This window comes from Gordonia sp. NPDC127522 (assembly GCF_042672305.1).
Lineage (GTDB): Bacteria > Actinomycetota > Actinomycetes > Mycobacteriales > Mycobacteriaceae > Gordonia > Gordonia hongkongensis.
The window spans coordinates 59,647-81,269 of the sequence record NZ_JBHXVK010000003.1 but is presented as its reverse complement, the minus strand read 5'-3'; the positions used below and the strand labels follow the sequence as shown (position 1 = coordinate 81,269).

The window sequence follows — 21,623 nt, the reverse complement described above, 5'->3', positions numbered from 1 at the left end:
ATGACCGAGAACACCGCGACCCGCACCCTCGAGGAGATCACCTCCCTCGAGACCATGGACCACATCCACGCACTCCTCGCCGATCTCCTCGCGGAGTGCCCCATCGACGACATGGACGCGATGCAGTTCGAGCTCGCAGTCGCCGAGATCGGCGCCAACATCATCGAACACGCCGGGGACGGCACAACCGTCACCCTGCGCCTCGAGCTGGAGGTCGCACCGGACCGGATCGAAGCCCGCTACTCCGACGACGGCAGTCCCGCCCGCGTCGATCTCGACGCCGTGAGCCTGCCCGACGACTTCGCCGAGCGTGGCCGCGGCCTGGCCATCGCGATCAACGTCCTCGACGAACTCGCCTATCGTCGTGCCGACGGCAAGAACCACTGGCGACTGGTCCGGAACCGTTCGGATTGAGTTGTAGTCGGCTCAACCCCACGATCGTGCGTTCACGCCGCCGACTCGCGGGTCTCGGGCGCGGTCGCGACGACCGGTGCGTCGGCCGCGCGCCCCTGGGCGGGCGTGCCCCGATACGTGACGACGCAGCGACTCAGGTCGAGTCCGACGGCCACGGCCGTCATCTCGAGATCGGAGCGACGTGAGCCGTCCGCCGATGGGTACTCGTTGGTCTTGATCTGACCGTGCGCGATCACCGGCCGCCCCTTCGCGATCGCCAGGCCGACGCCGGTCAGCAGACGCCGCCAGCAGCTGACCGTGAGATACAACGTGGGTCCGTCCGACCACTCGCCGGTGCTCTTGTCGATACGGCGCGACGTGCACGCCACGCGGAAGGAGATCACGTCCTCCCCGGTGGTCGTCTGCCGCCGACGGGGATCGGACACTACGGTTCCGATGACGGTCGTGTACGTCTCAAACATGGTCGTCTCCTACGGTTGTCGGCCACGGGAAGATGTGGCCGCACCAGCATCACCCGCAGCGGGGACTGGAAGAGCCGGCCTCGTGCCGCTGTGGAGAACTCGACGTGTTACCCACAGATCGCGATGCACCTGACGCTCGCCGCCCATAGACTTCGCAGGGTGCGCATCCGAAGGCTCCTGGTAGGTCTCATCGCAGCGGCAACGATGCTGGTTGCCCCGCCCCTCGCAGGCGCTGCGCCGGTCGCTTCGCCGACCTTGACCGGTCTGACCGAGGCGATCGCGGGCCGGCTCGCACTGGCCGACACCGTCGCCGCGACGAAATGGGCGTCCGGCGCGGCCATCGACGACCCGGCGCGCGAACAGGTGGTCCTCGACACCGTGTCGCAGCTGGCCACCGACCGCGGTCTCGACCCCGCCTACGTACGCGGTGTGTTCCGCGATCAGATCGAGGCTAGCAAGACCGTCCAACGCGGACTGTTTGCGCAGTGGCGGCTGCCTGGGCAGACTGCTCCACCTGCGACGTCCGATCTCGGTCCGGTCCGGACCGCGATCAACGAGTTCACCGTGGCCATCGTCGACCAGCTTGCCGCCGCAGGCGAACTCGTGACGAGCTTCCGGTGTCCTCCAGAGCTGATCACTGCGACCGGCCGCACCGCTGCCGATTTCGGCTTCGATCCCCTGCACACCGGCGCCTTGATCCAGGCCGGGTCGTCGGTCTGCACGGTGTCGACGGGGTCCGGCTGAGACCTGTTGCCGCTCAACCGCGCTTGTTGAGTTCCTTCAGCATCTCGTTGTAGCTGCCGAGGTCCGCATCGTGGTCGCGGTCCGCGTTGCGGTCGAAGCGTCGCGCCTGCTTCGTGTCGCTGCGCTGCCACTGCACGAACAGCGCCAGTAAGACCACCACCAGGGGGATCTCGCCTGCGGCCCAAGCTATTCCGCCCCCGACACGTTGGTCGTCGAAGAGGCCGTAGTTCCACGGGAGATTGAGCCCGCGGTAGTAGGTCTCGGCGATGACCGCGGTCGTCATCATGAGGGCGATGCCGAAGAACGCGTGGAACGGAATCGAGGCCATCACGAGGCCCAGCTTTGCCACGGGTGACACCTGACGCGGGGCCGGGTCGATGCCGATCACCAGCCAGTAGAAGAGGTAGCCGCTGATCAGGAAGTGCAGATTCATCAACAGGTGCGCCGCGTGGTACTGGACCACGGACTCGTAGAGACCGCCGAGATAGAGAACGTAGAAGCTGCCGACGAACATGACCGCGGCGATCAGCGGATGCGTCAGGATCCGGGACGGCGCCGAGTGCACGCCCAGCTGAATCCACTCGCGCGGGCCCGGCGGATTGCCCCGACCGGCCGGCGGCAGTGCCCGCAGGGCGAGCGTGACCGGGCCACCGAGCACCAGCAGGACCGGCACCATCATCGACAGCAGCATGTGCGCGATCATGTGGATGCTGAACATCGCCGGGGCGTAGCGGCCCAATCCCGATGACGTCGCCAGCAACAGCAGCAGACACCCGAGGAGCCACGCGACGGTGCGACCGACCGGCCAGGCATCACCCCGGCGCCTCAGGCGGATGACTCCCCGGAGATACACGACGGCGAGCACGATCGCCGCGAGCCCGAAGATCAGGTCGAAGCGCCACTCGGTGAGAAGGCGGACGAACGTCGGCGGCCCGTCGAGGTCGTAACCGATCGCGTTCTCGGTCGCCGAGATCTGGGTGGTGTCCACGAGTGGAGGCGGCGTACGGCTCAGGCCGACGGCCAGGCCGAAGGTCGCGGCGAACACGGCGAGTTCGACCAGTCCGAAGCGGACGAACAGCGACGGCTTGTCGTCGGCGTCCAGTTGGGCGATGGTGACACGACGATGCCACGCGCCGAGTCCGCCGAGCACGACCAGGGCCGCCACCTTGGCCACGATCAGACGGCCGTAGGTGTCGGTGAACAGGTCGCCGAGCGGCACCCGCACCAGGGCGTTGACGACACCGCTGGCGCCCACGACGAGGATGCACCAGAACGCGACGCGCGAGAACCGGCGCACCGCCAGGGCGCGCCATCGTCCGTCGGCGAGGGCGTAGACCACGACCGCGGCGAGACCGCCGAGCCACAGGGTCGCGCCGATGATGTGCAGGATCAGGCTGTTGGTGGCGACGTCGTGGTTGCCACCCGACGAGGAGTGGCCCGCGAGCGCGGACGGCATCAGGCTGAACACGGAGAACGCGATGACCGCGATCGTCGGGCCCCAGTGCAGGGTCATCCGGGCGATGATGGCCGCGACCAGTGCGAACACAGCGGTCCAGAACCAGGTGCGCACCTCCGCGACCTGGCCGTAGGCGGTCAGCAGGTTCGCCGGGCGGATCGCCTCCGCCAGCGGCGCCCCGCTGACCTCCGACGCCGAGAACGGCATCAACAGCAGCGCGGACACCGACCACGTCAGCGCGCTCGCCGCCGCGATCCGGATGGCGCGGTAACCCCCGACGTCGAGGACGCCGCTCGCCTGGGGCGGCACGAAGAACGCGGCGAACACGGCCGACCCGAGCGCGATCGCCGCGGCGAACTCGCCGATCGCGGTCAGAGCAGGTGCGCCGTAGGTGGTCAGCGGCCCCGGATCGGGCACACCGGTCAACCGGAGCGCCGACGCCGCGGAGATCGCGGTGACGGCGACGGCGACGATCGCGGCGAGCCAACCCGATGCCCACAGGATCGCGGTGACGACGCCGCGCGGTTCGTTCATCGCGTCGCGATGCTGCTCCGCGGAGGCGGGCGTCGACGTGCGGGTCATCCTCCAACTGTAGGACCGGCCACTGACGTGATCCCAATTCGACCTGGCCCGCCGTGGCGCACGGCATAGCGACGACGGTGTCGTAGACTCTCTCTGCCCGGCCGCTCGTGCGCCACGTCACGCTCGCCGGTCAGCCTCCGTAGCTCAGGTGGATAGAGCAAGGGCCTTCTAATCCCTAGGTCGCAGGTTCGAGTCCTGCCGGGGGCACGTCATTTGCCTGTCGCCGACCGCTCAAAGCGGATCGGGAACCGTTCAGGGCACGCCGTGCGTCATAGTCCTGCCCCACACCTCGGTGGGTCGCGACTCCCTGGAGGATCATGACGCTCCCCCGCTCTCTGTCCGGTTTTCCGCCCCTCTCATCTGGTCGACGAGACCAGAAGGGTTCAGAAGCATCGCTGTTCGGTGTCGATCCCGCCGAGGTCGAGGGCATCGCGCGCACCTGGCGGGCCGCCGCGATCGCGATCCACGCCGCGGATGTCGAGGCCGTCGGAGCGGCGCTCGGACCCTCGAGTCGCGTCGTGCGTGCCCTCGCCGCCACGATCGGGCCCGCACGGTCGGCGGTGGACTCCATCGGTGAACGCCTGACGACAATGAGTCAGATGCTGCGGGCGTTCGACGCGACGACGGCAGACGCCGACGCGCGGTCGGGCACCCGGTTCCGCTCGCTTCGGAACCGCTGATGCGACCCACCCTCTCGCAGTTGCGCGCGTGGGATCCGCAGTCGATCGCCGTCGCCGGGTCCGCTGCCTCGACGCTCGCCGAGCGCATCGACACCGGCATCGGTCGCGCAGTGCGTGCCTTCGACAACGCCTCGAGGTGGTCGGGCGGCACGCACGATGCTGCGCACCAAGCCATCTGGGCGGAACACGATCATGCCGGCGAGGTCCGCAACGTGGTGCAGATGATCGCCGACGAGGCCACCGATGCCGCCGCCGACCTCGGCTACGCCCGCGACTTCGCACTTGGTGTCGTCCGGGGAGCCGAGGGGCTGGGCTTCACCGTCTTCGACGACGGCGAGGTGACACATCCAGAGCACGAATTCGACGGTCAGGCCGCCCTTCTCGCGGAATCCATCGCCGAGGCTCTCGACACCGTCGACGCCCTCGACGAGCGCTACGGTGCACGACTCGAGACCTTCGCGGCCGACCTCGCGTCGATGACGGCGGGTCAACCCGACGTCACACTGCCCGGGGGCGCCGAGATGGACGCGGATCAGGCCGTCCGCATGCTGGAGACGCTCACGCCGACCCAGGTCCGCGACGTCATCGAACAGATGGGTGCCGACGACGTCCGACGTCTGGTGCAGGCCGACCCGCACGTCATCGGGAACCTACCGGGCGTCCCGTTCGCGATCCGCGCCCAGGCCAACGAGATCAACATCCGCAACGCACTTCTCGACGAGATCGCGGCCGGTCGCGGGCACGGCCGTCGAGCTCGGACCCTGCGCGGACTCCTCGCGCCCATCCCCGACCCCATGGCCGGCGAGACACCCCGCGGTGACGACGGACTCGTCGAGCGAACCTTCATCACCTTCGTCAACACTCCACGCGGACGCCTGGTCGAGATGATCGGATCGTTGCGGCCCGGTACCCCGAACACGGCGACCTACGTGCCCGGGACCGGCACGGACCTCGACACCGCTGTCGGCCACAACCGCACGGCCGCAACCGAACTCGCGGTACGCACCGGCGGTCCGGTGTTCCTCTACCTCGACGGCGACCTCCCGCCCGACCTCCGCTCGGCGGCGAGTCCGAGTTTCGCCGCAGCCATGGCGCACCGCCTGGCGCTGTTCGGAGCAGAACTCGACGCCGAGATCGCGCACCTCGCACCCGGCGCGACCACCACCTACATCGGTCACAGCTACGGCGGGTCGGTCGTGGGCTCGGCCGAACAACTCGGTCTCGCGCCCGACCGCGTCATCTACGCGTCGTCGGCGGGCACCGGCATCTACGACACCCCGCATCCCGACGGCGTGGATCGATACTCGCTGACCTTCCCGGGCGACCCGATCCACTACGTCCAATCCTTCCCCGGGAACCCGCACGGCCACGACCCCGACACCGCGCCCGGCGTGATCAGGCTCGACACCGGCACAGTCGACCTCGACGAGCGCACAGTCGACGCAGATCGACGCACAGTCGACGGGGGTCTGGTCACCCACGGTGCTTATTGGAACGACCCGGAATCCACGGCCTTCCAAAACATGGTGAAGGTCGTCGTCGGCGCCGAACCCGACCTCTACGTCCCTCGCAAGCCCGACGTCGCCGAACTCCCACCACCGGTCGGCGCACCCGTTCCGCTGTGGTGGCTCTATCTGTTCAACGATCGCGCCGACGGGGACATCGACCTGCCGGGGCCGATTCCCGACATCCCGCTAAGGCTGCCCTGGTGAGCCACGACTCGCACACACGCCAGGCTTTCGAGTAGTCGTCTGTTCCATCTCGGTCCCCTCGCGACCGTCCACCTGCGAACCTCAACTCGACTCCTGGACCTCGATCGAAGTCCATCAGTCGAGTTGAGGTTCGTCGGTCGGACGCCTATGCGTCGCCGTGGTGAGTGCCCGTCCGGCCGACGTCGACCGTCCCCCGCCACCCGCCGATGAGGCGCATGGAGTGATAGATGACCAGTGCCGCGACCGAGCCCAGCGAGATGCCGGCGAACACGAGGTCGCCGACCTGCCAGGTGTAGTCGGCGATGCCGATGATGAGCGGGATCGCCGCGGTGAACTGGTTGATCGGCTTGGAGAAGTCGACCTTGTTGGTCACCCAGATCTGGACACCGATGACACCGACCAGACCGTAGAGCGCGGTCGTGACACCGCCGAGCACGCCAGGCGGGATCGCGGCGATCACGGCGCCGACCTTGGGCGACAGTCCGAGCAGGATCGCCGCGCCGCCGGCCACCCAGTAGGCCGCCGTCGAGTACACCTTGGTCGCCGACATCACGCCGATGTTCTCGGCGTAGGTCGTCGTGGCCGACCCGCCGCCGCTGCCGGCCAGCATCGTGGCCACGCCGTCCGCGGCCAGCGCGCGACCCATGGTGGCGTCGTAATCCTTCCCGGTCATCATCGCGACCGACTTCACGTGGCCGATGTTCTCGACGACGAGGACCAACACCACGGGGAGGAACAACGGCAGGACACCCAGGTCGAACGTGGGCGTCTGGAAGTCGGGCAGTCCGATCCAGGCGGCGTCACCGATGGCGGAGGTGTCGATGTAGTCGTTGTCGCTGTCGATCCGGTCGAGGATCAGCGCGAGGACATATCCGGCCACGACGCTCAGGAAGATCGCCAGGCGCCCGAGCAGCCCGCGGAACAGCACCGCGGAGGCCACCAGCAGCACCAGCACGATCGTCGCCAGGACGGGATCGGCGACGAAGTTGTTCTTGGCCGCCGGCGCCAGATTGAGCCCGATCAACGCAACGATCGCGCCGGTCACGACGGGTGGCATCAGGGTCTCGATCCATCGCACACCCGCGAAATGACTGATGAGCCCGATGACGACGAGCAGAGCGCCGACCGCCACGAGCCCGCCGAGCGCCGACGACGCCCCGTCGGAGGCGACGGCGGCCGTCACCGGCGCGATGATGGCGAAACTCGAACCCAGGTAACTGGGCAGGCGGTTGCGGGTGATCAGCAGGAACAGGATCGTGCCGACGCCGGAGAAGAACAGCGTCGTCGACGGTGGGAACCCGGTCAGCACCGGGACGAGGAAGGTCGCGCCGAACATGGCGACCACGTGTTGCAGGCCGATGCTGACCGTCCGAGGCCAGGTCAGCCGTTCCTCCGGTGCCACGACCGCGTTGTCGGTCAGCTTCCAGGACAGCAGATTCCGAGACCTCGTCTCCGGTTCACCCATGCCGAACAGTCTGCGGCACGGATGCTGACGACGCCTCACTTCGGGTCTCCTCCGCCGATGCTGCACGGACGGCATATGCAACTCGACTCATATACACCTTGTTGCATAGTGCGTTGTTGCAGTGTTAGCTTGCTCTCATGGCGCTCGAACACGCGATTCTGGTGTCGCTGGCCGAGCGACCGGGAACGGGCTATGAGATCGGTCAGCAATTCGACCGCAGCATCGGCTACTTCTGGTCGGCCACGCACCAGCAGATCTACCGGACGCTGAAGAAGCTCCTCGACGACGAACTGGTCAGCGTCGAGTCGATCAGCCAGGACGGCCGTCCGGACAAGAAGGTCTACACGATCTCCGATGCCGGGCGCGACGCCCTGGCCGACTGGGCGATGAGTCCGACCCCACTGCAACCGCTCCGCAGCGACATCGGCGTGAAGCTGCGGGCCGCGGAGTTCGGCGACCTCGCCGCCATCATCGGCGAACTCAAGGCCCACCGCGACGAGCACCTCGCGCAGCTGAAGCTCTACACCGGTTTCCAGGCCGACTACTACCCCGATCCCGACACGCTCACCGGCCGCAAGCTGCACCAGTACCTCGTCCTCCGCGGCGGTATCCGCCACGAGCAGGGATACATCGAATGGTGCGACGAGGTCATCCACGGACTCGAACGGGAATTGACCGAGAGCTGAGTTCGCCGGTCCCGCAACACCTTCGATACCGCCAATCCGTCCACCCAGGTTCACCGAGATGAAAGGTCGCGCCATGTCAGCCCCGACGGCACAACCGAACCAGCACTATCCGCACCTGTTCACGCCCCTGCAGATCGGCGGCATGACCATCGAGAACCGACTGGTCATGGGTTCGATGCACACCGGTCTCGAGGACCGGTTCTGGGACACCGACAAGCTGGCCGCGTACTTCGCCGAACGCGCCAAAGGCGGTGCGGGACTGATCATCACCGGCGGCTTCGGCACCAGCCGGACGGGTTTGCTCGCCTTCGCCGGCGGCAAGATGACCAACGTCGTCGACATGACCCGCCACAAGCGCGTGACCAAGGCCGTGCACGACGAGGGCGGCAAGATCGCGATGCAGCTGATCCACGCCGGCCGCTACGGATACACGCCGTTCAAAGTCGCTCCCGGCACCGATCCGTCGCCGATCCACCCGTTCAAGCATCTGAAGATGACCGAGCCGATCATCCGCCACGTCATCAGGTCGTTCGGGCAGTCCGCCAAGCTGGCACGCAAGGCCGGCTACGACGCCATCGAGATCATGGGCGGCGAGGGCTACCTCATCAACCAGTTCCTCTGCCCCCACACCAACGACCGCACCGACAAATGGGGCGGCAACACCGAGAACCGCCAGCGTTTTCTGGTCGAGGTCATCAAGGAGATCCGCCGTCAGGTACCCCGCGACTACCCGGTGATCCTGCGTCAGTCGATCGCCGACCTGATCCGCAAGGGACAGACCTGGGACGAGGTCGCGCTGATGGCCCGCAAGGCCGAGCAGTACGGCGTCGACGCCATCAACACCGACATCGGCTGGCATGAGGCCCAGGTCCCCACCATCGTCACCTCGGTGCCGCGCGGCGCATTCGTGAAGTTCACCGAACGGCTCCGCGACGAAGTGTCGATCCCGCTGATCGCGGCCAACCGCATCAACACCCCGGAACTCGGCGAGGAGATCCTCGCGAACGGACGCGTCGACGCCATCCAGATGGCCCGGCCCTTCCTCGCCGATCCCCACCTGGCGAACAAGGCCCGCGAGGGCCGCTCCGACGAGATCAACACCTGCATCGGCTGCAACCAGGCCTGCCTCGACCACGCTTTCGTCGGCAAGCACGTGTCGTGCCTGGTGAATCCGATCGCGGGACGCGAGACCACGCTCATCCTGGGTCCGACGCGAAAGGCCAAGCGCCTGGCCGTGATCGGCGCGGGCCCGGCCGGCCTGTCGGCCGCCGTCGCCGGCGCCAAGCGCGGCCACAAGGTCACCCTGTTCGAGGGCGGCGACTCCATCGGCGGCCAGTTCTCCATCGCCGCACGCATTCCCGGCAAGGAGGAGTTCAGCGAGACGATCCGCTACTTCACCCGTCAGATCGAGGTGCTCGGTATCGAGGTCCGACTGAACACCCGCGCCGACGCCGAGCAGATCATCGCCGAGAAGTTCGACGACGTGATCGTCGCGACCGGTGTCGTGCCGCGCATCCCGAGCTTCCCCGGCGTCGATCACCCGATGGCGATGTCGTACGCCGACGCCGTGCTCGGACATCGGGAGATCGGCAAGCGCGTGGCCGTGATCGGTGCCGGCGGCATCGGTTTCGACGTCAGCGAGTTCCTCACCACCGACGAGTCGCCGACGATGAATCTCAAAGAGTGGGAACAGGAATGGGGCGTGACGGAGGACCCGGAGAAGCCCGGCTTCGTCACCAAGCCGCGGCCGCTTCCGCCGGTGCGTCAGGTCTACCTGGTCCAGCGCAAGGTCGGTAAGCAGGGCAAGTCCCTCGGCAAGACCACCGGCTGGGTCCATCGCGCGACGATGAAGATGAAGGGCGTCGAGCAGATCAGCGGCGCCACCTACGACAAGATCGACGACCAGGGCCTGCATCTGAGCTTCCGCGACGACGAGGGCAACGTCACCGACACCCGCGTGCTCGAGGTCGACAACGTGGTGATCTGCGCGGGCCAGGAGTCGGTACGCGATCTGGTCGATCCGCTGACCTTGGCCGGGGTCACGACGCACGTGATCGGCGGGGCCGATTACGCCGGCGAACTCGACGCCAAGCGCGCGATCCGGCAGGGCACCGAGGTCGCCGCCGGCATCGACTGACGCTCGGTCTCGGCGCGAGGGGCGGCGGCTACCATTGCGACATGCCGGTACCGCCGCCCTCCGCCACCGCCCGTGCCGTCGTCACCGGCGCCTCGTCCGGGATCGGACGGGAACTCGCACGCGCGCTGGCCGCCCGGGGTCATTCGGTCATCCTCGTCGCCCGCCGGGGCGATCTTCTCGAGGAACTCGCCGGCGAACTCCGCACGGCACACGAGGTCTCGGTCGAGGTCCGCGCGGTCGACCTGTCGGACCCGACGAAGGTGGAAGTGCTCGCCGCCGAGTTCGCCGGCCGTGAGATCTCGATCCTCTGCAACAACGCGGGCATCGCGACCTTCGGACCGGTTGCAAACCTCGACGCCGACCACGAACGCGCGCAGGTCCGGCTCAACGTCAACGCCGTCCACGACCTCACCCTGGCGGTGCTCCCGCAGATGGTGCGGCGCGGCTCGGGTGGCATCCTGATGGTCGGGTCGGCCGCCGGAAACATGCCGATCCCGAACAACGCGACGTACGCGGCATCGAAAGCCTTCGTGAACAGCTTCAGCGAGTCGCTACGCGGCGAGGTGTCCGGGCAGGGCGTGCACGTCACCCTGCTCGCGCCCGGCCCGGTGCGCACGCACACACCTACCCCGGACGAGGCGTCCATCATCGACAAGGTCGTCCCGGACTTCCTGTGGCACTCCTCGGCCAAGGTCGCCGAAATGAGCTTGGATGCCTTGGCGCACAACAAGATGCGCGTCGTGCCCGGCACCCTGTCCAAGGCGATGTCGGTGGCCGGCGGGTACACACCGCGCGGGGTGGTGGCCCCGATCGTCGGTGGGTTCTACCGCAAGTTCAGCGCAGAGTAGGAGTCGTCTGGGCGCCGTTCAGCGCCGCCGGCGACGCCCCGTGCCGAAGATCGCGCGACTGAACTCGCGTCCGGCCGCGCGCGCCGCCGATCGCAGGAACTTCTACATCGGCTTGCTCGTGAGCACCTCGGTCAGGAGCCCCGTCTCCTCCGACATCGGCCCCGTTGTCGAGACTGCGCCCGGTTCGAGTGCGGTGCTGAACGCGTACGCGGCGGCGATGTGCTGCGCAGGACTGGAGCCTTCGGTCACGAGCACACGATAGACCTCCGGGCCGATGTCCCGCGGATTCGCGCGCGAGGTTGGCTAAGGTTGTCGGGTGCAGGACAAATTGGTGTGGATCGACTGCGAGATGACCGGACTCCGCCTCGAGTCGGACAAACTCATCGAGATCGCGGCCCTGGTGACCGACGGCGACCTCAACATCCTCGGCGACGGTGTCGACGTCGTGATCCACGCCGACGACGAGGCGCTGGCGTCGATGCCCGACGTGGTGACCAAGATGCACGCGGCCTCGGGTCTCACCGAGGAGGTGCGGGCGTCCACCGTCACCCTCGCCGAAGCCGAGAAGCTGGTGCTCGACTACATCCGCAAGCATGTGACCACCGCCGGCGCGGTCCCCCTCGCGGGCAATTCGATCGGTACCGACCGCGGATTCATCACTCGGGACATGCCCGAACTCGACGCCTACCTGCACTACCGCATGGTCGACGTCAGCTCGATCAAAGAGCTGTGCCGGCGCTGGTACCCCAAGGTCTATTTCGGCCAGCCCGAGAAGGGGCTTGCGCACCGGGCCCTCGCGGACATCCGCGAGTCGATCCGGGAACTCCGCTACTACCGCGCCGCGGCGTTCGTGCCCGCCCCCGGCCCGGACACCGATGCCCTCGCCGAGATCGTCAAAGACCTCGGCCCCGCCTGAACACGCAGGTCGGGTAACCGATTGGAGTTCTGCGGCACCGACCCGCTAGAGTGTTGATGGCTCTGAGACCCGGCGCTGACGCCCAGGTTTCCGACGCCGATGGTGGATGTAGTTCAGTTGGTAGAGCACCAGGTTGTGATCCTGGCTGTCGCGGGTTCGAGTCCCGTCATCCACCCCGACGAAGCCCCGTCTGCGATCCGCAGGCGGGGCTTTCTCGTGGCCGCGGTCTCTTCCCCGGCTTGCTGTCGATATCCGGAATCCCCGTACGTCACCATGGTGTCGGACCGATCCGGTTCGGCACGATGGGCACATCGGCACAGCCGTGCAGACGGCCGAGAACTGGAGGAACGATGAAATACGCACTGCTGCTCATGGGACATGTCAACGATCCGGCGTGTGGTGAGGACGGCGGCGCCAGCCCCGAGGAGTTCTTCGCCTTCGACGAGGAGATCACCAAGGCCGGCGTCGTGGTCAGCTCGTTCGCGCTGGAGGACGAGCGCGCGGTGGTGCACACCGACGACAGCGGCGAGCGGGTGGTCGCGTCGTCCGGGCCGTTCGCGGAAGTCCGGGAGTTCGTCGGCGGTGTCTATGTGATCGACGTCGCCGACGTCGACGAGGCGATCGAGTGGGCCCGCCGCAGCCCCGGTTCGGCGCCCGGCGGCCATGTCGAGATCCGGCCGCTCGCACCGTACTGAGCGATGACGAACAACGCGCACCGTCCGGCGGCCACGGATTCCGCGGAGTCCGTGGCCCGCCGGGCGGTGTCGGCCGTCGATCGCGACGTCCGTTCTCGTGTACTCGCCACGCTCACGAAGAAGTTCGGCGATCTCGACCTCGCGGAGGACGCGTTGCAGGACGCGATCGCGCAGGCCCTGATCACCTGGTCGCGTACCGGAGTCCCGGATTCACCGGAGGCGTGGCTGACGACGACGGCCAAACGCAAGGCGCTCGACGTGGTGCGGCGTGAATCCGTCCTCGCCGGGAAACTGGCCCGGCTGCACACCGAGACCGAACGTGCCTCCACCCCTGCGGAGTTCGCAGACCCGGCCGAGGCACCGCCACCGGGGTTGCCCGATGAACGCCTCGGCATGTTCTTCGCCTGCACCCATCCCGTGCTACGCGCCGAGGACCGGATCGCGCTCACCCTACGATTCGTCGCCGGGCTGACCACCGCGGAGGTCGCGCATGCGCTGCTGATCCCGGTACCGACGACCCAGCAGCGAATCGTGCGCGCCAAGAAGCGGATCGGCGCGCTGGGCGTCCCGTTCGCGCCGCCGCGCGAGGGCGATCTCCCCCGTCGGCTCGGCGGGGTCCTGCGGGTCATCTACCTACTGTTCTCCGAGGGGTTCGCGCGCTCGACCGGGGACGCGCACATCCGCGACGACCTCACCGACGAGGCCGTCGCCCTCGCTCGGACACTGCGCGCACTGCTCCCCAACGCCGAGACGACCGGACTGCTCGCCCTTCTGTTGCTCACCCAGTCGCGCCGGCCGGCTCGGCTCGACTCCGACGGCCGGCCGGTTCCGCTGGATGACCAGGATCGCCGGCTCTGGGACCGGGCCCTCGTCGCCGAGGGCATCGCGCTCGCCGAACACGCTGCGGCGCAAGCAGACGCCGGTCTGTACACGATCCAGGCGGCGATCGCGGCCGTCCACGCCGAGGCAGCCAACGCGGGCGAGACCGACTGGACCCAGATCGCCGTCCTGTATCGACTACTCGAAGTGCACGATCCCGGACCTGTGGTGCGCGTCGGTCGCGCGGTCGCCATCGGACGCGCATACGGTCCGGCGCGCGGTATCGCGATGCTCGATCGGTTGCAGTCGGACACACAACTCGACCGGTTCCGGCCCTTTCACATCGCCCGTGCCCTCACGCTGAGCGAACTGGGCGACGACAGCGGCGCGGCGATCGCGTACCGTCGCGCGCTCGAACTGCCCGGCAACGGCGCCGAGGACGACTATCTTGCCGACGCACTGTCCGGACTCGTCACCGACCCGCCGCGTCCCGATGCAGACGACCCCGGGAACCAACCCCTCTCCACGCCATGACCTGCGACGAAATCGGGCCGTAATTCCGAGGTCACACCGGCGCCGCGCGACCGCATTAGCGTCTCGCCCCAGTTCTGCGAGGAGCATGAATGCGGCTCCCGGCCGCATCCTGCGTGCGAGGAGAGAGCCAATGAAAGCGTTGAAACACCCGGCGTTACAGATTGGGATCGGTGCGATCGCCGGTGTGCTGTTCGGGTTGGCCGTCGGCGAATGGGCGGCCAACCTGAAGTTCGTCGGCGACATGTTCATCCGGTTGATCCAGATGTCCATCGTCCCACTGGTTCTCGCGTCGGTCATCGTCGCGACGGCGTCGATGTCGGGCGCCGGGACCGGCCGGATCGCCTTCCGGACCGTCAAGTGGATGCTCGGGTTCTCGGTCGTGGCGGCCGTGCTGGCCTGGGCACTGAGCGCGCTCATCAGGCCCGGCGCCGGGATGGTGTTCGACGGCGAGCTCGACCCCACCCTCGAAGACGAGGCCGGGGAGACCACGGGCTGGCAGGATACCCTGCTGAACTTCGTGTCCAAGAACATCTTCGAAGCGATGTCCACGGCCACGATGGTGCCCATCATCATCTTCGCGTTGCTGTTCGGGATCGCACTTCGGATGCAGATCACCAAGTCCGGCGATGATCGCGTCCTGACGTTCATCGACCAGGTCCAACAGATCGTCCTGACGATGATCCGACTGGTCATGCACATCGCACCCGTCGGGGTGTTCTGCCTGCTCGCCTCACTCGCCGGTGACGTCGGCTTCTCGGTGGTCACCACTGGTGCCAAGTATCTGGGCACCACGGCGCTCGGCGTCGCGATCTTGTTCGTGCTGTTCGTGGTGGTGGTCAGCGCACGGACACGCCTCAACCCGGCCAAGCTGCCGGGCAAGCTCGCCGAACAGACCACCATCGCGATCACCACCACGAGTTCGGCGGTCACCTTCCCCACCGTTCTCAAGAACACGGTCGAAAAGGTGGGCGTGAGTCAGAAGATCGCGAACTTCACCCTCTCGATCGGCCTCACGATGGGCTCGTACGGCGCCGTGCTGAACTACATGATCGTGGTGATGTTCCTGGCCCAGGCCGGCAACGTCGAACTCTCCGTCGGCGACATCGCACTGGGTATGGGTCTGGCCATTCTGCTCAACATGGGCACGATCACGGTCCCCGGCGGATTCCCGGTCATCGCAACGTTTCTCGCGACCTCCCTCGATCTCCCGCTCGAGGCCGTGGGCATTCTGATCGCCGTGGACTGGTTCGCCGGCATCCTCCGGACCTTCCTCAACGTCAACGGGGACACGTTCGTCGCGATGCTCGTGGCCAACGCCGACGACGAGATCGACCGCGACGTCTACAACGACAAGAAGACCGTGGTGTCCGAGGAGATCGATGTCAGCGAGTTCTCCGGCGCGTTTGCTCGGGCAGACGACGCCGACTGACCGCCCGTCACCGTGAACCGGCCCGTCAGCCGATCAGAGACCGGGGGACCTTCGTACCCGAAAGTCCTCGAAGCCGGGCGCATGGGCGTGCCTCGCAGTAACGTTCACCACATGCCTTCCTACTGGGTCATGCCTGCCGTTGCCCTGATCTCGTGCATCATCATCGGGATCGGGTTCATCATCGGGATCCCGGGCAGCGACGACAACGACTGAGTTCGACGCCCTGAACTGATCTCGACCACACGGCCGCGCCGTCAGGGTGTGTGCCGCGATAACACCGCACATCTGCCGGCGTCGTCCGACGCCCGGAAGGACGGCACGTGGACCTCACGCGCAGACAGTTGATGGCCGGAGCCGCGGCGAGCGCCGCCACGGTAGGACTCGGCTCCGCCTTTGCTGCCGCCCCGGCCGGCGCGTTGCCGGCAGAATCGATGAAGTACCTCGTCGGCTGCGGCATCGGGGATGTCACCGGCGCGGTCGCCGGCCAGGGCATGATGGGCTATTCGAATCCCGAGCAGGTCGCGGCCGGACTCCTCCAGCGTTGCTGGGCGCGGGCCTACATCATCGTCGATCCCGCCACCGGTCAGCGCGTCGTCTTCCTGACCGCCGACCTCGCGTGCCTGTTCCAGTCGCACCACATGGGTCTGATGGCCAAGCTGCGCAACCGATTCGGCACCCTGTACACCGAGTCGAACGTGAATCTGAACGCACAGCACACGCACGCCTCCTGCGGCGGCACCTCCTGGGACTACGCCTACTCGCTTGCCGCGTTCGGATTCAAGAAGAACTCCTACGACGCCGAGGTCGACGGCATGTTCGCCGCGATCGTCCGCGCGCACGAGAATCTCGCACCCGGCACCATCACGATCGGCCGCGAGGAGCTGCACGACGCCAGCCGGAATCGATCCCGGGTCGCCTTCGACGCGAACCCGTTGTCGGACAAGCGGCACTTCCCCGATGCGATCGACCCACAGGTCACGGTGCTACGACTGCGGCAGCACGACACCTCCGGCGGCCGGGACGTCGGTGCCATCACCTGGTTCCCGACACACGGCACGTCCCTCACCGACCGCAACGACCTCATCGCCGGCGACAACAAGGGTTACGCGAGCCACCTGTGGGAGCGCACCCAGCCCGGATTCGTGGCCGCGTTCCCACAGACCAACTCCGGCGACATGACGCCGAATCTCGCGCTGGCGGCGTTCGATCCGAGCGGCCCGACGTCGAACAACAGACGGAACTGCGAACTGATCGGCGAGCGCCAGTATGTCGCGGGCCGCCGCGGATTCGATGCAGCCCGGCCGATGACACGAGGAGGCGTCGATTCGATCGTCAAGTATGTCGACATGTCCTCTGTCAAGATCTCCGGCACGTACACGCCCGACGGCCGGCCCGCCTCGACCACTCCCGCGATGATGGGTGCGGGCGCGGTCGCGACCAGCAGCGAGGACAACTACGAGCAGCCACTCCCCTTCCTCGTCGAGGGGATGACCAACCCCCTCGTGACCGCACTCGGCGGTGACCGCATTCCACCGATCGCACCGTGGATGCGAGACATGCAGGCACCCAAGCTGATCGCGTTCCCACTCGGCCTGCTGCCGCCCTCGGGCTGGATTCCGTCGGTGGTGCCGCTGCAGCTCATGCGCATCGGCGAACTCGTCCTCATCGGCGTGCCCGCCGAGGTCACCGTCGTCGCGGGACGTCGGCTTCGTCAGGTGGTCGCCGACGAACTACGCACCGACATCGACAACGTGGTGGTGCAGGGCTTCGCCAACGCCTATACCCAGTACGTCACCACGCCCGAGGAATACGACCTGCAGCACTACGAGGGCGGCGAGACCCAGTACGGCCGCTACACGCTGTCGGCCTATCTCCAGGAATTCGCATCGCTCGCGGCCGCGATGTCGTCGGGCCGGAAGGTCGGCCGCGGTCCGGCGCCCGTCGACAAGTCCGGACTGCAACCCGACCTGGTGCCCCCCGTCGCCGCCGACCGTCCGATGCCGGGCCGACGCTACGGCGATGTCCTTCGCCAGCCCGACCCCGCGTACCGGCCCGGTGCGACGGTGACCGTCGAGTTCGTCGGCGCGCATCCCAACAACGACTTCCGGCACGGCCGGACCTACCTCGCGGTGCAGCGCCGTACCGGAAACGAGTGGACGACGGTCGCCGACGACAACGACTGGTCCACGGAGTTCCGATGGGCGCGGCCGGCGGGCAGCCCGGACACGTCGCGGATCACGGTCACGTGGCGGCCGCCCGCGAGCACATCCGGGGTGTACAGGATCCGCTACTTCGGGGACCGCAGGGAGGCGAGCGGCTCGACGAGACCCATCACCGGTACGAGTCGCACGTTCCGCGTCGGGGCCCGCTGACGCACGGACGCCACCGACCGCGCTGCGGTTCGGTGGCGTCCGGATGCCTGGAGATCGTCAGGTGTTGTCGGCGTTGCCCTTACGCCAGACGGACCACGGGATGTTCCAGTCACCGAGACCGTCGGTCCCCGACAGAGTTCCGCCCGTGGTGTTCTTCACGACCACCGGATCGCCCCGAAGGGTGTTCTCCATGACCCACAGCGCGTCCTGAGGGCTCAGGTTCAGGCAGCCATGGCTCGTGTTGGTGTTGCCCTGCGCCCACATCGACCACGGTGCGGAGTGGAAGAAGATGCCGCTGTAGGACATCCGGGTGGCGTAGTCGACCGGGGTGCGGTAGCCGTTCGACGAATTGACCGGCACGCCGTAGGTCGACGAGTCCATGATGATGTGGTCGTGCTTGTCCGAGACCAGGTAGATACCGTTGTCGGTCTCGTCGCCGGCCTTGCCCATCGACGTCGGCATGGTCCGGATGACCTTGCCGTCGCGTTCGAAGACGACCTGCTTGGTGTTGTCGTCGGCCGTGACGATCATCGAGCGTCCGACGGTGAAGTTGGTCCGCACGTTCTCCTGGCCGAAGAGGCCGTCACCCAGGTCGATGCCGTAGGTGTTGACCGCGACCCGCACCTTGGTGCCCGGCTTCCAGTACTCCGCCGGCCGCCACCGGACCTCGCTCGGGCTGATCCAGTAGAAGGCACCTTCGACCGGAGGGTCGGTGGTGATCCGGATGGCGCGCTGCGCCGCACGACGATCCGCGATCGGCTCGTCGAACTTCACCGCGACCGGCTGTCCGATGCCGACGGTCTCGCCGGGACTCGGTGTCAGGTATGCCTGCGTCAGGTTGTTGGGGCTGCTCGTGGTGAAGGTGACCTTCTTGGTGACCGCACCACCGATGCCCACCGCGTCGGTCTCGAGAGTGTAGGTGCGGTTGTAACCGAGGGCCTCGTTGCTGACCCACACCGTGTCGTTGTCGGCGAGGGTGCCCTTCACGGGGGTGCCGTCGGACTTCTTGATCAGCACCCGGCTGATGGTGCCCTCGCTGGTCTTCACCTTGATGGGCGCACCGGGCTGCACGCCGACGGCGTTGTCGTTCAGGGGACGTTCGGCCCACTCGGTGATCTCGAGACCCGGCTTGAGCAGGTCGTCGAAGAGACTCGAACTGCTGACGTTGTCGGAGTACGACGCCTCCTGCGTGCACGACGTCACCAGCGCGACGATTGCCAACATCACACCGCTGACGATCAGCGGCATCCGCCGAGTACGACCGATCCCCATCTCACTCCCGCCTGTCGACGCCCCGACCCCGAACCGGTCGGTCACGCTGCCCCGCAACCTTGAGAACACTGCACACCCCGAATCCGAAACGGACATTCCGAACCCCGATGTCGCGGACCAGTGTACGAGAAATCGGACCGAACGCTTCCGCCGTCATCCATTCGAGCGGCGTGTTGCGCACCCGAAACGCCGAACGTTCATCTGCCGTTCATCGACCACCGGCCGCGGTCGAAACCGTCTGAGACGCCACAAGACGCCTCGCTCCACGCGAGGCGTCTTGAGTACTCTGTGCGCCATCAGGGACTCGAACCCCGAACCCGCTGATTAAGAGTCAGCTGCTCTGCCAATTGAGCTAATGGCGCTTGGCGGTGCGAGAAGGAACCTTACAGGACCCCCGCGGCAGAAGTGAAATCGCCTGGTCGGAGCGGCTTCTGCCGATCGACGGGCCCGCGCGGACGAGCTCGCGCCGCCGGTTGCTGCATCAGCGGGTCATCTCGAGGCGACCTTGCGGACGACGACGAGCAGGACCAGTGCGCCGACCCCGGCAAGTGCGTACTTCACCGCGGGCGTCTGCAGTGTCGCCAGGGCCTTCGACTTGGCGTCGTCGGCGAGCCGCTGGGGGTTGGCACGCTCGGCCAGCGCGTCGAGCGTGCTGGCGAGGTCCTCACGGGCCTTGGCGATGTCCTGCTCGATACGTTCGGTATCTCCGGCCACGTTGCATCCTTCCGGCGCTTCTCGTTGGTCTTCTCACTTCCCGGCCGCCGCACGACCTCTCGGCGCCGGGGACGAACCGCCAGATGGCAGCGTCTCGATGCTACGACATCCCGGCATCCGGGCATGTCGCCATGCACTAGCCTGGCTCTCATGGCTGAGACCACCACCCGACTGTCCGTGGGCGACACGGCGCCGTCGTTCACGCTGCCCGACGCGAACGGCGACCCGGTCTCGTTGTCGGACTACGCCGGCCGCAAGGTCGTCGTCTACTTCTATCCCGCGGCGGCCACCCCCGGGTGCACCAAGCAGGCGTGCGATTTCCGCGACAACCTCGACGAGCTGAACGAGGCCGGGATCGCGGTCCTCGGCATCTCCCCCGACAAGCCCGCGAAGCTGGCGAAGTTCGTCGAGACCGAGGGCCTGACGTTCCCGCTGCTCAGCGACCCGGAGAAGAAGGTGCTCACCGAGTGGGGCGCATTCGGGGAGAAGAAGATGTACGGCAAGACCGTCACCGGCGTCATCCGGTCGACATTCCTGGTCGACGCCGACGGCACGATCGAACTCGCGCAGTACAACGTCCGGGCCACCGGACACGTCGCCAAGCTGCGCCGCGACCTGTCCGTCTGAGCCCGGCCCCGATGCCCGAGTCCGCCGAACCGCTGGTGCCGCGTAAGCGGCCCACCCAGGAGCGCAGCAAGCGCAAGTTCCAGGCGATGCTCGAAGCGGCCCGCGAGCTGTTGATCGACGTCGGGTTCGAGTCGCTGACCTGCGAAGAGATCGCGACCCGGGCCGAGGTCCCCATCGGCACCCTCTATCAGTACTTCGCGAACAAGTACGTCATCGTGTGCGAGCTGGACCGCCAGGACACCGTCGACGTCCGCGAGGAACTCACGGCCTTCTCCTCAGAGGTGCCGTCCCTGGAGTGGCCGAGCCTGCTCGAGAAATTCCTCGACCACCTCGCGGCGCTGTGGCGCACCGATCCGTCGCGGCGGGCGGTGTGGCTGGCGGTCCAGTCGACGCCGGCGACCCGCGCCACGGCATCGCTGAACGAACGGGTGCTCGCCGAACAGGTCGCGCGGATCATCGCGCCGCTCACGCCGTCACAGCGCGAACGCCGCGAGATGATGTCCCAGGTGCTCGTCCACACGGCCTACTCGCTCCTGAGCTTCTCCGTACAGGACGGCCACGACCACGACGAGACCGTCGCCGAACTCAAGCGGATGCTCGCGGGCTATCTGCTGCTCGAGGAGTCGACGACGGTCTGAGAGCCGTGCGGGGCTACCTGCCCTCGAGGATGGCCACCGCCGCAGCGGTGTCCCCGTCGTGGGTCAGCGACACATGCACGGTCGTGTCGCGCAGATGCTCGCCGATCTCGCCGGACAGCCGGATGGCCGGGCGTCCCCACGTGTCGGTGACGACCTCGATGTCGCTGTGCCGGATCAGCGGCAGCAGCGGCGACCGCGAGAAACGGCTCACCGACCACGCCTTCACGACTGCCTCCTTCGCCGCCCAGCGGGCGGCCAGATGCCGGGCGTCGTCGCCGGTCCCGGCGGCCGAGTCCCGACGCTCGCCGACCGTGAACCGGTCGGCGAACGTCGTACCCGGCTGCCGGAGCTGCTCGCCGAACTCCGGGATCGACACGATGTCGATGCCCACACCGAGCACGCTCATCCCTGGGGAATTGCTC

The 21,623-nt window shown here is 67.4% G+C and carries 21 protein-coding genes and 3 tRNA genes; 16 read left to right on the top strand and 8 right to left on the bottom strand.

The window, feature by feature from the left end; genetic code table 11:
- Positions 1-414 (top strand): ATP-binding protein, encoded by a 414-nt coding sequence (locus ACFVHY_RS07915; RefSeq protein WP_390270543.1) that lies wholly within the window; start codon positions 1-3, stop codon positions 412-414.
- A 32-nt stretch (positions 415-446) separates the two neighbouring features.
- Here ACFVHY_RS07915 and ACFVHY_RS07910 read toward each other — a convergent pair whose 3' ends face one another.
- Entirely contained in the window at positions 447-875 is a 429-nt protein-coding gene (locus ACFVHY_RS07910) for a single-stranded DNA-binding protein (protein WP_390270540.1), read from the bottom strand.
- Positions 876-1,034: 159 nt separating this feature from the next.
- On the opposite strand from ACFVHY_RS07910, the gene ACFVHY_RS07905 reads away from it, so the two are divergent.
- Positions 1,035-1,619, top strand: a complete 585-nt coding sequence (locus tag ACFVHY_RS07905) for a chorismate mutase (RefSeq protein WP_068972493.1) — start codon at positions 1,035-1,037, stop codon at positions 1,617-1,619.
- A 13-nt stretch (positions 1,620-1,632) separates the two neighbouring features.
- Here the strand turns inward: ACFVHY_RS07905 and ACFVHY_RS07900 are convergent, their stop codons facing one another.
- Entirely contained in the window at positions 1,633-3,657 is a 2,025-nt protein-coding gene (locus tag ACFVHY_RS07900) for a cytochrome c oxidase assembly protein (protein ID WP_390270537.1), read from the bottom strand.
- A 133-nt stretch (positions 3,658-3,790) separates the two neighbouring features.
- Between ACFVHY_RS07900 and ACFVHY_RS07895 the strand changes: the two genes are divergently transcribed.
- The 3 genes from ACFVHY_RS07895 to ACFVHY_RS07885 all read left to right on the top strand — a co-directional run bounded on the left by ACFVHY_RS07895 (position 3,791) and on the right by ACFVHY_RS07885 (position 6,049).
- A tRNA-Arg gene (locus ACFVHY_RS07895) sits at positions 3,791-3,864 on the top strand.
- Between the two features lie 110 nt (positions 3,865-3,974).
- Complete coding sequence (locus ACFVHY_RS07890; protein WP_390270535.1) at positions 3,975-4,337, top strand: hypothetical protein; 363 nt, start codon at positions 3,975-3,977, stop codon at positions 4,335-4,337.
- A complete protein-coding gene (locus tag ACFVHY_RS07885) occupies positions 4,337-6,049 on the top strand; it encodes a hypothetical protein (protein ID WP_390270532.1) in 1,713 nt (570 codons plus the stop codon). Before ACFVHY_RS07890 ends, ACFVHY_RS07885 begins: the two co-directional genes overlap by 1 nt.
- Positions 6,050-6,194: 145 nt before the next feature.
- Here the strand turns inward: ACFVHY_RS07885 and ACFVHY_RS07880 are convergent, their stop codons facing one another.
- A complete protein-coding gene (locus tag ACFVHY_RS07880; RefSeq protein ID WP_137809305.1) occupies positions 6,195-7,514 on the bottom strand; it encodes a uracil-xanthine permease family protein in 1,320 nt (439 codons plus the stop codon).
- Between the two features lie 137 nt (positions 7,515-7,651).
- Between ACFVHY_RS07880 and ACFVHY_RS07875 the strand changes: the two genes are divergently transcribed.
- From ACFVHY_RS07875 to cmrA, 3 genes are all read left to right on the top strand, one after another.
- A complete protein-coding gene (locus tag ACFVHY_RS07875) occupies positions 7,652-8,200 on the top strand; it encodes a PadR family transcriptional regulator (RefSeq protein WP_390270528.1) in 549 nt (182 codons plus the stop codon).
- Between the two features lie 73 nt (positions 8,201-8,273).
- Positions 8,274-10,337: an NADPH-dependent 2,4-dienoyl-CoA reductase gene (locus ACFVHY_RS07870; RefSeq protein WP_137809303.1), complete on the top strand. Its 2,064-nt coding sequence runs from the start codon at positions 8,274-8,276 to the stop codon at positions 10,335-10,337.
- A 41-nt stretch (positions 10,338-10,378) separates the two neighbouring features.
- Positions 10,379-11,185, top strand: coding sequence for a mycolate reductase (gene cmrA, locus ACFVHY_RS07865; protein ID WP_390270524.1), 807 nt, complete (start codon positions 10,379-10,381; stop codon positions 11,183-11,185).
- Positions 11,186-11,287: 102 nt separating this feature from the next.
- On the opposite strand, the gene ACFVHY_RS07860 is transcribed toward cmrA, so the two are convergent.
- A complete protein-coding gene (locus tag ACFVHY_RS07860) occupies positions 11,288-11,434 on the bottom strand; it encodes a hypothetical protein (RefSeq protein ID WP_390271526.1) in 147 nt (48 codons plus the stop codon).
- Positions 11,435-11,501: 67 nt separating this feature from the next.
- Between ACFVHY_RS07860 and orn the strand changes: the two genes are divergently transcribed.
- From orn to ACFVHY_RS07830, 6 genes are all read left to right on the top strand, one after another.
- The gene (gene orn, locus ACFVHY_RS07855; protein ID WP_078113579.1) at positions 11,502-12,101 is read left to right on the top strand and encodes an oligoribonuclease; all 600 of its coding nucleotides are present in this window, start codon (positions 11,502-11,504) and stop codon (positions 12,099-12,101) included.
- A 102-nt stretch (positions 12,102-12,203) separates the two neighbouring features.
- Positions 12,204-12,276, top strand: a tRNA-His gene (locus ACFVHY_RS07850).
- Between the two features lie 175 nt (positions 12,277-12,451).
- Entirely contained in the window at positions 12,452-12,796 is a 345-nt protein-coding gene (locus ACFVHY_RS07845; protein ID WP_390270520.1) for a YciI family protein, read from the top strand.
- Positions 12,797-12,799: 3 nt separating this feature from the next.
- A complete protein-coding gene (locus ACFVHY_RS07840; protein WP_390270517.1) occupies positions 12,800-14,149 on the top strand; it encodes an RNA polymerase sigma factor in 1,350 nt (449 codons plus the stop codon).
- A 130-nt stretch (positions 14,150-14,279) separates the two neighbouring features.
- Entirely contained in the window at positions 14,280-15,578 is a 1,299-nt protein-coding gene (locus tag ACFVHY_RS07835; RefSeq protein WP_390270514.1) for a dicarboxylate/amino acid:cation symporter, read from the top strand.
- Between the two features lie 320 nt (positions 15,579-15,898).
- Positions 15,899-17,950 (top strand): neutral/alkaline ceramidase, encoded by a 2,052-nt coding sequence (locus ACFVHY_RS07830; RefSeq protein WP_390270511.1) that lies wholly within the window; start codon positions 15,899-15,901, stop codon positions 17,948-17,950.
- Positions 17,951-18,007: 57 nt separating this feature from the next.
- Here the strand turns inward: ACFVHY_RS07830 and ACFVHY_RS07825 are convergent, their stop codons facing one another.
- The 3 genes from ACFVHY_RS07825 to ACFVHY_RS07815 all read right to left on the bottom strand — a co-directional run bounded on the left by ACFVHY_RS07825 (position 18,008) and on the right by ACFVHY_RS07815 (position 19,936).
- On the bottom strand, positions 18,008-19,198 hold the full coding sequence (locus tag ACFVHY_RS07825; RefSeq protein WP_390271476.1) for an Ig-like domain-containing protein: 1,191 nt from the start codon (positions 19,196-19,198) through the stop codon (positions 18,008-18,010).
- A 313-nt stretch (positions 19,199-19,511) separates the two neighbouring features.
- Positions 19,512-19,584: transfer RNA gene (locus ACFVHY_RS07820), tRNA-Lys, on the bottom strand.
- A gap of 127 nt (positions 19,585-19,711) precedes the next feature.
- Positions 19,712-19,936 carry a DUF3618 domain-containing protein gene (locus ACFVHY_RS07815; protein WP_058250014.1) on the bottom strand — a complete coding sequence of 75 codons (225 nt, stop codon included), beginning with the start codon at positions 19,934-19,936 and terminating at the stop codon, positions 19,712-19,714.
- Between the two features lie 150 nt (positions 19,937-20,086).
- On the opposite strand from ACFVHY_RS07815, the gene bcp reads away from it, so the two are divergent.
- Positions 20,087-20,563: a thioredoxin-dependent thiol peroxidase gene (bcp, locus tag ACFVHY_RS07810; RefSeq protein WP_390270508.1), complete on the top strand. Its 477-nt coding sequence runs from the start codon at positions 20,087-20,089 to the stop codon at positions 20,561-20,563.
- An 11-nt stretch (positions 20,564-20,574) separates the two neighbouring features.
- The gene (locus ACFVHY_RS07805) at positions 20,575-21,201 is read left to right on the top strand and encodes a TetR family transcriptional regulator (protein WP_055474733.1); all 627 of its coding nucleotides are present in this window, start codon (positions 20,575-20,577) and stop codon (positions 21,199-21,201) included.
- Positions 21,202-21,214: 13 nt separating this feature from the next.
- On the opposite strand, the gene ACFVHY_RS07800 is transcribed toward ACFVHY_RS07805, so the two are convergent.
- On the bottom strand, positions 21,215-21,607 hold the full coding sequence (locus tag ACFVHY_RS07800) for a holo-ACP synthase (RefSeq protein WP_055474732.1): 393 nt from the start codon (positions 21,605-21,607) through the stop codon (positions 21,215-21,217).
- Between the last annotated feature and the right edge of the window lie 16 nt (positions 21,608-21,623).